The organism is Chelonobacter oris, from assembly GCF_000772535.1.
GTDB lineage: Bacteria > Pseudomonadota > Gammaproteobacteria > Enterobacterales > Pasteurellaceae > Chelonobacter > Chelonobacter oris.
The window spans coordinates 82,300-95,201 of the sequence record NZ_JSUM01000002.1 but is presented as its reverse complement, the minus strand read 5'-3'; the positions used below and the strand labels follow the sequence as shown (position 1 = coordinate 95,201).

Annotated in this window: 9 protein-coding genes; all 9 read left to right on the top strand. The window is 48.1% G+C overall.

The features are described 5' to 3' along the window. The first annotated feature begins 155 nt into the window (after positions 1-155). The 9 genes from pnp (at position 156) to cas4 (ending at position 12,868) form a co-directional block, all read left to right on the top strand. Positions 156-2,288 carry a polyribonucleotide nucleotidyltransferase gene (gene pnp, locus OA57_RS01085; RefSeq protein WP_034612312.1) on the top strand — a complete coding sequence of 711 codons (2,133 nt, stop codon included), beginning with the start codon at positions 156-158 and terminating at the stop codon, positions 2,286-2,288. A 60-nt stretch (positions 2,289-2,348) separates the two neighbouring features. Then, complete coding sequence (gene nlpI / locus OA57_RS01080; protein WP_084589838.1) at positions 2,349-3,281, top strand: lipoprotein NlpI; 933 nt, start codon at positions 2,349-2,351, stop codon at positions 3,279-3,281. Between the two features lie 160 nt (positions 3,282-3,441). Beyond that, entirely contained in the window at positions 3,442-5,280 is a 1,839-nt protein-coding gene (locus OA57_RS01075) for a DEAD/DEAH box helicase (RefSeq protein WP_034612311.1), read from the top strand. A 494-nt stretch (positions 5,281-5,774) separates the two neighbouring features. Then, positions 5,775-8,048, top strand: coding sequence for a CRISPR-associated helicase/endonuclease Cas3 (locus OA57_RS01070; RefSeq protein WP_034612308.1), 2,274 nt, complete (start codon positions 5,775-5,777; stop codon positions 8,046-8,048). A 320-nt stretch (positions 8,049-8,368) separates the two neighbouring features. After that, on the top strand, positions 8,369-8,596 hold the full coding sequence (locus tag OA57_RS01065; protein ID WP_034612306.1) for a DUF2188 domain-containing protein: 228 nt from the start codon (positions 8,369-8,371) through the stop codon (positions 8,594-8,596). A 312-nt stretch (positions 8,597-8,908) separates the two neighbouring features. Beyond that, the gene (gene cas5c / locus OA57_RS01060; RefSeq protein WP_034612304.1) at positions 8,909-9,583 is read left to right on the top strand and encodes a type I-C CRISPR-associated protein Cas5c; all 675 of its coding nucleotides are present in this window, start codon (positions 8,909-8,911) and stop codon (positions 9,581-9,583) included. Continuing rightward, on the top strand, positions 9,580-11,397 hold the full coding sequence (cas8c, locus tag OA57_RS01055) for a type I-C CRISPR-associated protein Cas8c/Csd1 (protein WP_034612302.1): 1,818 nt from the start codon (positions 9,580-9,582) through the stop codon (positions 11,395-11,397). Before cas5c ends, cas8c begins: the two co-directional genes overlap by 4 nt. Before the next feature lie 2 nt (positions 11,398-11,399). Further along, the gene (gene cas7c / locus OA57_RS01050; RefSeq protein WP_034612299.1) at positions 11,400-12,263 is read left to right on the top strand and encodes a type I-C CRISPR-associated protein Cas7/Csd2; all 864 of its coding nucleotides are present in this window, start codon (positions 11,400-11,402) and stop codon (positions 12,261-12,263) included. A gap of 2 nt (positions 12,264-12,265) precedes the next feature. Next, positions 12,266-12,868: a CRISPR-associated protein Cas4 gene (gene cas4 / locus OA57_RS01045; protein ID WP_052122316.1), complete on the top strand. Its 603-nt coding sequence runs from the start codon at positions 12,266-12,268 to the stop codon at positions 12,866-12,868. Positions 12,869-12,902 lie beyond the last annotated feature (34 nt).

The window sequence follows — 12,902 nt, the reverse complement described above, 5'->3', positions numbered from 1 at the left end:
TCAGCGTGCGGCTATCAAAAATGATCTGTTCAAATTATCTGAAAACCATTTTTATCCCTATTACCCAAATTCAACACCCCGACGCAGATTATTTTTGCTAGTCGCAAATAAAGAGATAAGCTTATTTTTTATCACTTATTGAAAAGGAAAAACCTGTGACACCGATTGTTAAACAATTTAAATACGGTCAACATACCGTAACATTGGAAACCGGCGCGATGGCGCGTCAGGCGAGCGCCGCCGTGATGGCAAGCATGGACGACACCGCCGTTTTTGTGACCGTTGTAGCGAAAAAAGAGGTCAAAGAAGGGCAGGATTTCTTCCCGTTGACCGTGAACTATCAAGAACGGACTTATGCCGCCGGTCGTATTCCGGGCGGATTTTTCCGCCGTGAAGGCCGTCCGTCCGAAGGAGAAACACTAATCGCACGCTTAATCGACCGTCCGATTCGTCCGTTGTTCCCGGAAGGTTTCTATAATGAAATCCAAATCGTTGCTACGGTGGTTTCCGTTAATCCGCAAATCAGCCCGGATATCGTGGCGATGATCGGGGCGTCAGCCGCACTTTCCTTGTCCGGTGTGCCGTTTAACGGCCCAATCGGTTCGGCGCGGGTCGGCTTTATCAACGAGCAATTCGTATTGAATCCGACCATGGCGGAACAAAAACACAGCCGTTTGGATCTGGTGGTGGCCGGTACCGATAAAGCCGTATTGATGGTAGAATCGGAAGCGGACATTTTAACCGAAGAACAAATGTTGGCTGCGGTGGTGTTCGGTCATGAGCAGCAACAAGTTGTCGTTGAAAACATTAAGGAATTTGTCAAGGAAGCCGGTAAGCCGCGCTGGAACTGGCAGGCGCCGGCGGTCAATACCGCACTTGTCGATCAAGTAAAAGCGTTGGCGGAAAGCCGTTTGGGCGAAGCTTATCGCATTACTGAAAAACAAGCACGTTATGCGCAGGTTGACAGTATTAAAGCGGAAGTCATTGCTGCCTTATTGGCGGCAAATACCGATGAAAACGTGAATGAAAACACCCTTGCCGATATTTTGGGCGCACTGGAAAGCGATGTGGTGCGCAGCCGTATTCTGGCGGGCGAACCGCGTATTGACGGTCGTAGCGTTGATACCGTCCGTGCTTTGGACATTTGCACCGGCGTACTGCCGCGCACGCACGGTTCGGCGATTTTCACCCGTGGTGAAACTCAGGCGTTGGCGGTTGCCACGTTGGGTACGGAGCGTGATGCACAAATTATTGACGATATCACCGGTGAAAGAACCGACCACTTCCTGTTCCATTATAATTTCCCTCCGTATTCAGTCGGCGAAACCGGTATGATCGGTTCGCCGAAGCGCCGTGAAATCGGTCACGGCCGTTTGGCAAAACGCGGTGTGATGGCGGTGATGCCGACTATCGAAGAGTTCCCGTATGTAGTGCGCGTGGTGTCTGAAATTACCGAATCCAACGGCTCTTCTTCAATGGCTTCCGTTTGCGGTGCTTCTTTGGCACTGATGGACGCCGGTGTGCCGATTAAATCTGCGGTTGCCGGGATTGCGATGGGGTTGGTGAAATCCGATGAGAAATTCGTGGTGTTGTCCGATATTCTGGGTGATGAAGATCACTTGGGTGATATGGACTTTAAAGTTGCCGGTACCCGTGAAGGCGTAACCGCTCTGCAAATGGATATTAAAATCGAAGGCATTACCGCAGAGATTATGCAAATCGCCCTGAACCAAGCCAAAGGTGCCAGAATGCATATTTTGGGCGTTATGGAACAGGCAATTTCTGCCCCGCGCGGCGAGATTTCCGATTTTGCACCGCGTATCTATACCATGAAAATCGATCCGAAGAAAATTAAAGACGTGATCGGAAAAGGCGGCGCAGTGATTCGCTCTCTGACTGAAGAAACCGGTACTTCGATTGATATTGCCGACGACGGCACGGTGAAAATCGCAGCGACCGATAATTTGGCGGCAAAAGCGGTCATGGCACGTATCGAAGACATCGTCGCCGATGTGGAAGTGAATCGTGTTTATCAAGGTAAAGTGACGCGTATTGCCGACTTCGGTGCTTTTGTTGCGATTGTCGGTAACAAAGAAGGCTTGGTGCACATTTCTCAAATTGCGGAAGAGCGGGTGGAGAAAGTGACCGATTACTTGCAAGTCGGCCAAGAAGTGGCGGTGAAAGTGGTTGAAATCGATCGTCAAGGCCGTATTCGTTTAACCATGCGTGATATTGCAAACGGTCAAACCGTTGAAGAAATCACTGTCGAGCAAAACGACGAGCAATAAAATGTTTCGGCTGCCGTGCGATTAGCATCGGCAGTCCGAATTTTTATCCGGGGGCATAAAATGAAGATTGCCGAGAAATTCGTTGATTACACAAAATCGTTTTGTGTGCTGGCGTGTTTACTTGTTGCAGCCGGCTGTTCTATGCGTCCGACCATTCCGTTGATGTCCGATAATCATGTTGCGCTGGCCGAACAAAATCCGTTGCTTCATTTTGATCAGGAAGTGATGATTGCCCGTTTGGGGCAAGTGTTGTTGGTTGGTAATCTGGACAAAAACGAACGGGCCTCTTTACACTTTGAGCGTGGTGTATTGTATGACAGTTTAGGCTTATGGGGATTAGCCCGTTATGATTTTACCCAAGCCTTGATGCTTCAACCGAAATTAGCGCCGATTTATAACTATTTGGGACTTTATCTCTTGCTGGACGGTGATTACGACGGATCGTTAGATGCGTTTAATGCGGTTCTGCATTTGGATTCGAATTACGAATACGCTTATTTGAATCGGGGCTTGAATTTCTATTATGTCGGCCGTTATGGGTTGGCCGAGCGTGATTTTTTAACATTCTATCAGGCGGATCCGAGCGATCCGTACCGCACTTTGTGGCTGTATCTGAATGAATTGAAATATAAACCGCACGAAGCAAAACAAAATTTGGCGGAGCGTGCTAAAGGGTTGTCCAACGAGTTTTGGGGAACCAATATTGTTCACTACTATTTGGGCGAATTGTCATATGACGATTTGAAACAGAAAATCGATGATTTTTCCGTGCCGTATGCGCCCCAATATGCTGAAATTTTAACAGAAACCTATTTTTATCTAGCAAAACAACAACTCAATCTGGGGAAGGTTGACGAAGCAACCGCTTTGTTTAAGTTGGCTATGGCCAATCAAGTATTTAACTTTGTTGAGTATCGTTTTGCCCTGTTTGAACTCTCGCGTTTACGCTTGAATGAGAGTCAGACATTACCGGTTGTATTTGATACGAACTAAGTTGGTTATCGTCTTGATTGGGATTGCTTGATGACGGCTTGCAGGCTTGCAAACCGCACTTCATATATCACTTCGCGCAAGGCGCATTATTCTATCACGCAACAATTTATGATTTATCAGCGGCCTTATTTTGAGTCCGCCTTCTACTATTGAGTAAAAAATGACTGAAACAACTTTAACATTCAACGAGTTGGGATTGCCTGAATCCCTGATTTCCGCCGTTACCGCAATGGGATTTGTCACACCGTCGCCGATTCAGCAAATCTGTATTCCGCATTTGCTGAACGGCCGTGATGTCTTGGGCATGGCTCAGACCGGAAGCGGCAAAACCGCAGCATTCTCGTTGCCGTTACTGGCGAAAATCGATGCTGACGTGCGTACGCCGCAAATGCTGGTGATGGCGCCGACCCGTGAATTGGCGATTCAAGTTGCCGATGCTTGCGAGCAATTCAGCAAAAATATCAAAGGAATGCATATCGTCACCCTTTACGGCGGACAGCGTTATGACATTCAATTACGTGCATTGCGCCAAGGTTCGCAAGTGGTTGTGGGCACGCCGGGGCGTATTTTGGATCATATCCGCCGCGGAACCTTGAATTTATCCGAACTGCGTTTTATGGTGTTAGACGAAGCCGATGAAATGCTGCGCATGGGCTTCATCGATGATGTCGAAGAGGTAATGAGCAAATTGCCGGAACAGCATCAGACCGCACTTTTCTCCGCTACTATGCCTGAGCCGATTCGCCGTATTACACGCCGTTTTATGAAAGATCCGCAAGAGGTGAAAATTCAGGCGACCCAACAAAATTTGCCGGATATTACTCAGAGCTGTTGGTATGTTAACGGTGTGCGTAAAAACGAAGCATTGCTGCGTTTCCTCGAAGTGGAAGAGTTTGATGCGGCTATTATTTTTGTGCGTACCAAAACGGCAACGCTGGATTTGGCGGACTTACTGGAAAAACACGGTCATAGTGCTGCGGCATTAAACGGTGATATGACCCAGCAATTGCGTGAACAAACACTGGATCGCCTGCGTAACAACCGTTTGGATATTTTAATTGCCACTGATGTTGCCGCTCGTGGTCTGGATGTAGAACGTATCAGCTTGGTGATTAACTATGATATTCCGCTGGACGCCGAATCTTATGTGCACCGTATCGGACGTACCGGTCGTGCGGGACGTGCAGGTCGTGCGTTACTGTTTGTCGAATCTCGCGAGAGACGTTTGTTGCGTAACGTAGAACATTTGATCAAGAAACAGATTGATGAAGTGCAATTGCCGAACCACAAAACGCTGGAAACCAGCCGCCGCGAGAAATTTAAGCAAAAAATTTCGGCACAGTTGGAACATCATGATTTGGAAAAATACCGCAGTTTGCTGGAAGATATGTTTACCGCTGATCAGGATCATGAAGATCTGGCCGCCGCAATGATGATGTTGCTGCAAGGCAAACAAAAACTGATTTTACCGCCGGATCCGATCATTAAACCACGCCGTGAACGGGAACGTCAGGAGAATCCGCGTTCTGCCGATAGACGCGGCGGCCGTTTTGAACGTGAAGAGCGCTCTCGCTCGGGACGTGAGCAAATGCCGATGGATTTATATCGTATCGAAGTCGGACGTGCGGACGGCGTGGAAGTGAAACATATCGTCGGGGCAATCGCCAATGAAGGGGATATCGACAGTCGTTATATCGGACACATCAAGTTACATGATGATTATTCTACAATCGAATTGCCGAAGGAGATGCCGAAAGAGCTGTTGCAACATTTCGGGAAAACCCGTGTTCTGAACAAGCCGATGCAAATGCGTTTTGTGGAAGAAGTGAAAGGCGACAGCGGTTTTGGCGGACGTGGTGAGCGCAAAGGCGGCTTTGGTCGCAGTACGCGTAATACCCGTGAAGGCGGTCGTTCGGAATTCCGCCCGGCACGTTCCGATCGCAGCGGAAAACCAAGCTTTGAACGTAAACCGCGTCGTAGCGGACGTCGTGAAGGATAGTAATTTAAATAACAGTGTTTTGCTTTTTTTGATTTTATCCGGACAGGAAAAATATTGTCCGGATAAAAAATTAAAACCGGAAAGTTAAAAGTACTGCTATATTCATAACCTCATCAATTTTTTATCTGCACCCTAAAATCGGATCCATCATTCCGTTTATTAAGGTGCGGATTTTTTATTTTTAATGCCATTCAAATATTCTCTGCTTGTGCCTAAAATCATTCCTATAACATGTGAGGGATGGCGAGTTTTCCTAGTGTGAACCGCACTTTATTTTAATGCGATCTTTATGGAGATAAATGGGAAAAAGTTATTATTAATAAAGTTGATGATGTATAATTAAGGCATGAATTATTTCGAGTATATTTTAGTTATTATAATTGCTATATTTAATATCAACTTTGATGTTGTGTTAAGACAAAGTGTTTTTTAAAGTGACAAAATTAATTTTGAAAATATTAAAATTCATTTGAGTATTACCTGGAGAAATTAATATGCGCAAGCCTATTAAGTATTACGCCCACTCAGGAAAGCGTGAAGACCACTGTGACTGGCAAACCCTGCGCAGCCATGCCCGTAATGTGGGTGAGCTGGCGGCAGGGTTTGCCGTTTTTTTCGGTGCGCAAGAAATGGCGCGTTATACCGGGCAATTGCATGATGTGGGTAAATATGCGCCTGAGTTCAACGCCCGTCTGCATGGCGGTAAAAAGGTTGACCATGCCACAGCAGGGGCAAAAATTGCATTTGAAAAATACCCGTACATCGGCAAACTGATGGCATTTTGCATTGCCGGTCATCATGCAGGTTTGGCAAACGGCGATGGTGAAGGCGACAACCGCCGCACCTTAAAGCAGCGTTTGGATTTGCAATTTAATCAACACATTCCACAGCTTGATAAGGTTTGGCAACAAGAAATTATCTTGCCTGAAAATTTACCTGAACCCAATCTAAAAGCCGATCAACATCAACCGTTGTTCTCGTTTGCCTTCTTCACTCGTATGTTGTATTCCTGTTTGGTGGACGCTGATTTTCTTGATACCGAAGCCTTTTACGCAAAGCTTGAGAACAAGCCTGTTTTACGGGGTGATTCGCCTGATTTAAACGCTTTGCAACCACAGTTCAATCAGTTTATTACATCTTTCAGACGACGGATTGCCACAGCACCCAACAACACTCCGGAGCAACAACGCAATGCCGCGCTTAACCGCCTGCGCAGCGACATTCTCGACCATGCCGTTGCACAAGCCGAGCAGCCAAAAGGCTTGTTCACCCTTACCGTGCCGACAGGCGGCGGCAAAACGTTCACCTCAATGGCATTTGCTCTAGAGCATGCCAAACAGCACGGCATGCGGCGGGTGATTTATGTGATACCGTTTACCAGCATCATCGAGCAAAACGCTGCCGAGTTTCGCAAAGCCTTTGGCGATTTGGGCGAAAGTGCGGTGCTTGAACACCACAGCAGCTTTGATGATGCCAAACTGCAAGACGAACACAGCAAAGACAAGCTGCGGTTGGCTTCAGAGAATTGGGACAAGCCGATTGTGGTTACCACCGCGGTGCAGTTTTTCGAATCGCTGTTTGCCGACCGCTCATCACGTTGCCGTAAGTTACACAACATCACCGGCAGTGTGATTATCCTTGATGAAGCGCAAATGTTGCCGCTGCATTTGTTGTTGCCGATTATGCAGGCGATTAAAGAGCTGGCGCAGAATTATCATTGCTCCGTGGTGATGTGTACCGCCACCCAACCCGCGGTGCAGAGCGAACACGGCTTTTATCGCGGTTTTGACAACGTGCGCGAACTCGCCCCCAATCCGACCGCACTTTTTGCCCAATTACGCCGCACCACCGTGCAGCATATCGGCTTGCAAACCGATGTCGACCTGCAAGCCAAGCTCGCCGAACACCCGCAAATCCTCATTATCGTCAACAACCGCCGTCACGCCCGCAGCCTGTATGACAACGCCAAATCACTAGAAGGCGTGTTTCATCTCACCACCTTGATGTGTGCCAAACACCGCAGCCAAACGCTGGACGCAATCCGATGCCGTCTGAAAAGCGGCAAGCCTTGTCGTGTAATCGCCACTTCCTTAATTGAAGCAGGTGTGGACGTGGATTTTCCCTTGGTGATGCGTGCTGAAGCCGGGCTCGACAGCATTGCCCAAGCCGCAGGACGTTGCAATCGGGAGAGCAAGAGGCCGTCTGAAAGCAGTTTTGTTTGGGTATTCCAGCCTGAAGCAGAGTGGAAAGCCCCTGCCGAATTGGGCTTGCTCGCAGGGGCAATGCGCGGGGTGGTGCGCCAATACACCGATGATTTGCTCTCCACAGCAGCAATCAGTGCCTATTTCAAAGAAGTTTACACCCAAAAAGGCAGCGAGCTCGACCATAAAAAGATTTTAGCCGACCATCAAGATGCAGGGCAAAGCATGGATTTCCCCTTCCAAACCATCGCCCCAAAATTCCGCATGATCGAAGCCCATATGCAGCCGCTGATTATCCCGTTTGATAACGAAGCCGAAGCCCTGATTAACCGCCTGCACCACGCCGACCAAATCGGTGGCATCTTGCGCAAACTGCAACCTTACACCGTGCAAATTCCCGAAAATGCTTTGACAGCACTCTATAAAGCAGGGCAGATAGAAGCAGTGAATGAGCCGAAATTCGGCAAGCAGTTTTACAGCCTGATTGGGTTGGATTTGTATGATGAGGTGGCGGGGTTGAGTTGGGATAATCCTGATTTTATTGCCTCTGAACAATCTGTATTTTAAAAGAGATTTATTTTTACGGGCTATGCTTGTAATGTGGTGGATAGTATCTAAGGTTAAGTATTGTCCAACAGGAGGGTAATGTGCTTTATTAAATTTAATAGTTATTGTAAATATAGTTTACATAGGTTAAATAATTTAAGTTATTAATCGTGTTGAAACGTAAGCGTGATTGTATTGTTTAGCCCAGGCATCTCTAGGTTTCAGTATACAACTAATTCTTCCTTTCATACTAAATTGAAGTTAAAAAGTTGACCTTTGATTGGAAAGGGTATAGATTACTATTTAATTTAGTAAGTAAGGTAAATTGTTGGGAGTGAGTTATGTCAAAAAATCAACATGTTGTTCCCCATCCTGAAGGATGGGCAGTAAAAGGGGACGGGAATGCAAAAGCAACAGCGGTGTATTCAACGCAAGAAAAGGCGATTAGCCGTGCGGAAGAAATAGCACGAAATCAGAAATCTGATACGAAGGTGCATGGTCTGGATGGCAGAATTCGGGCGGGTAATAGTTATGGTAACGATCCGCATCCTCCAAAAGATAAAAAGTAGTTTGTTGAGAACATTATTACTAGCTTGATAGAGTCGGAGCAAAACAACTTACATATCCATAAAGTGTGTACTACGGCTTAGCTTAAGTTTGGTGTTAAGTCGTTAGTTTGGTGTTAAGTCGTTTGGCTGTCTATGCTGAAATAATGAATTGATTGAAGGTGTTTTTCCTTGTTGTATTCCCTCAGTTGCCTTGTGCGGCTGTGTGTTGAAATAATTTTGTATGGTTTGCAGTAAAAAGAACGTCCTTCTTGTGAGGACGTGTGTTAGTCATAAAGTATAAGTGGATAAACGTATAATAATGAAGGAGAATGCATGAATAAAGTGCGTCTACACATCTGGGGCGAACACGCCTGCTTTACCCGTCCTGAAATGAAGGTGGAGCGGGTGTCTTATGATGTGATTACGCCGTCCGCGGCGCGCGGGGTGTTGGCGGCGGTGCATTGGAAGCCGGCGATTCGTTGGGTGGTGGATAAGATTTATGTATTGAAGCCGATTCGGTTTGAGTCGGTGCGGCGTAATGAATTGGGCAGTAAGATTTCTGCCGGCAAAGTCAGCGGGGCGATGAGACGTAAAAGCGTGCAGGATTTGTACACCGTGATTGATGATGATCGCCAGCAACGGGCGGCGACGGTGTTGAAGGAGGTGGCGTATGTGATTGAAGCGCATATTGTGATGACACCGAAAGCGGGTGAGGGCGACAATATTACCAAGCATATCGAGATGTTTAAACGCCGCGCGGGTAAGGGACAGTGTTTTCAGCAGCCGTGTATGGGCGTGCGTGAATTTCCGGCGCATTTTGCCTTGCTTGACGATCACGATCCGCTGCCTGAATCTTGCCTGCCTGAAAGCGAGCTAAACCGTGATTTGGGCTGGATGTTGCACGATATTGATTTTGACGGGGATAATTTGCCCCGTTTTTTTCGTGCGCAAATGCAGGGTGGTGCGATTGACGTGCCGCCGTTTTATGCTGAAGAGGTGAAGGTATGATTTTAGCTTCTCTTGTCCGTTATTGCAGGCGTTTGGCGGAGCAGACTGATGAAATGGGCAACCCTAAAGTACCGCCCTATGGCTTTAGCGAGCAGAAAATCAGTTGGGTATTGGTGCTGAATTCAGACGGCATATTGGTCGATGTGGTGCCGAATTTTACTGCCGATAAAAAACCGCAACCTAAGCTGATGAACGTACCGCGTCCTGAAAAACGCACCTCCGGCGTGAAATCGAATTTTTTATGGGACAAAACCGCTTATGCCTTAGGTGTAGAAGCAAATAAAGACAAGGCAAGCGCCAAAGACCGGCCGATGATGCCGTCTGAAAAAACCTTTCTGGCGTTTCAGCAGTTTCATTTGGATATTTTAAAAGACAGCGAAGACACGGGACTTTTGGCGTTGCGTAAGTTTTTAGAACAGTGGCAACCTAAGCAATTTTCCGAGCACCCACGCTGCTTATCTGAAATGCTGGATGCCAATGTGGTATTTGCCCTTGATATGCCCTCTAACTTGATTCACAAACGACCGGCAGCCCAAAGCTTGTGGACAGGTCGTCTGAAAAACGATGAAGCTGAGCAGGGTTTGTGTTTGATTAGTGGTGAGGCAGCACCGATTGCCCGTTTGCACCCCGCGATTAAAGGCGTGGTTGGCGGGCAGAGTTCGGGCGGTTCGATTATTTCGTTTAATCAAAAATCGTTTGCTTCGTTTGGCAAAGAGCAGGGGGCGAATGCGCCGGTGTCGGAAGCGGCCGCCTTTGCCTACACCACCGCACTTAATTATCTGCTTCGGCGTGAAAACGGGCATTGCCTCAACATCGGTGATGCCAGCACGGTATTTTGGGCGGAAGCTGATGGTGCAAAAAATACGAAAAGTGCGGTAGCGGCAGAGGGCTTTTTTGCCGCCTTGCTCAAACCGCCAACAGACGAGCAGGAAAGTCGGAAGCTGTTCAACGTGCTGGAACAAATCGCCAAAGGGCGGCCCATGCAGGAAGTCGCCCCCGATTTGTCGCCCGATACCCGTTTTTATGTGTTGGGTTTATCGCCCAATGCGGCACGGATTTCAGTGCGATTTTGGCTGGATACCCGCTTTGGGCAGTTAGCGGAAAATATAGCGCAACACTGGCAGGATTTGGCATTAGAGCCTTGTGCATGGAGAACACCGCCGTCAATGTTCGGGCTTTTACTTGAAACAGCAATTAAGTTTAAAAATAATGAAGGTCGTTATGAAAAGCCAAAAGCAGAGACCATTTCTCCCATATTGGCGGGCGAAATGGCAAGAGCGGTTATCAGCGGCTCGCCGTATCCGCTCAGCCTGTTAACGCAACTGATTACCCGCATTCGGGCAGACGGTGATGTCAACGGTTTGCGAGTGGCGCTCATCAAAGCTGTTTTACAGCGACGTTATCGTAAGGGTTTGATTAAGGAGGAAGTTCCAATGGCATTAAATCAAGAAAGCCAACATACGGCTTATTTGCTTGGCAGGTTGTTTGCAGTGTTAGAACGCATTCAGTTGCAGGCATTGGGCGATGTTAACGCCGGCATTGGCGACCGTTATTACGGTTCGGCATCGGCGGTGCCGTTTTCGGTGTTTCCGCGTTTGCTGGCGGGGGCAAAACACCATTTATCACGACTGCGTAAAGACAAAGCAGGCATGGCGGTAAATTTGGAAAAAGACTTGGGCGAAATCATCGGCAAACTGCCTGAGACCTATCCCCGTCATTTTAATATTGACGAGCAAGGGCGGTTTTCGATTGGTTACTACCAGCAAAAACAGCATTACTTCACCAAAAAATCCGCAGAATCTCAAGGAGAATAAAAATGTCTATTCAAAACCGTTATGAATTTGTGTTCTTTTTTGATGTTACCAACGGCAACCCCAACGGCGACCCCGACGCAGGCAATATGCCCCGCCTCGATCCCGAATCGAGCAAAGGCTTGGTGACCGATGTCTGCTTAAAACGCAAAATCCGCAACTTTATCGAAATGAGCGAAGAAAACACCGCAGGCTATGAAATTTACGTCAAAGAAAAAAGCGTATTAAACCTGCAAAACAAACGGGCTTATGAAGCCTTGGGCGTTGAGTCCGTAGCCAAAAAATTACCCGGAGACGAAGCCAAAGCCCGTGAAATCACCGCCTGGATGTGCAAAAATTTCTTTGATGTGCGTACATTCGGTGCGGTGATGACCACCGAAGTCAACAGCGGCCAAGTGCGCGGCCCCGTGCAACTGGCGTTTGCCCAATCCATCGACCCGATTGTGCCGCTTGAAATTTCCATTACCCGCATGGCTGTTACCAACGAAAAAGACCTCGAAAAAGAGCGTACCATGGGGCGCAAATACATCGTACCTTATGCGCTTTATCGTGTGCACGGCTTTATCTCTGCCAAACTGGCTGAAAAAACCGGCTTTAGCGACGACGATTTGCAAAAACTGTGGCAGGCACTCACGCTGATGTTCGAACACGACCGCTCCGCCGCCCGTGGTGAAATGGCTGCGCGCAAACTCATTGTATTCAAACACGATACCGCACTTGGTAGCCAGCCTGCCCACAAGCTGTTTGAGGCGGTCAAAGTCGAACGCGTACACGGCGAGAGCGGCACACCTGCCGCGGCTTACAGCGATTATCAAATCAGCGTGGTTTCAGACGGCCTCAATGGCGTGAGTGTAGAAGAGTTATTGTAACCATGCGCCCAATCCCGCTTTCCGCTCTACAGCATTACGCCTTTTGTCCGCGCCAATGTGCGCTGATACACAATGAGCAGGCGTGGGCGGAGAATTTTTTGACCGCGCAGGGCAGGGTGTTGCATGAGCGGGTGGACGGCGGTGAGCCTGAAACCCGCAAAGGTGTGCGGTTTGAGCGTAGCGTGCATGCATCGGTGGAAAAGCTTGGCATCAGCGGCATTCTCGATATGGTTGAACATGAGCTGAATACAGGCCGTCTGAAACCGATTGAGTACAAACGCGGCAAACCTAAGGCGGATAATTGGGACAAAATCCAACTCTGCGCTCAAGCCCTGTGTTTGGAAGAAATGAGCGGGCAGGCGGTGAGTGAAGGAGCGTTGTGGTATGGGCAAACCCGCCACCGTGAAGCGGTGGTTTTTTCAGACGGCCTTAGAGCCGAAACGTTGGCGGTCATCTCCAAAGTGCGGTTACTGCTGGAAAGCGGCGCAACGCCGCCACCTGTTTATGGCAAGCATTGCAAGGCGTGTTCACTGCTGGAGATTTGCCAACCGCAGGTGATGGGGAAGGATCGATCGGTGGGGTATGTGAAGGGGTTGTTTGAATAAGCGTTAGCCATCACTGTTGTTGAATTAACCTATC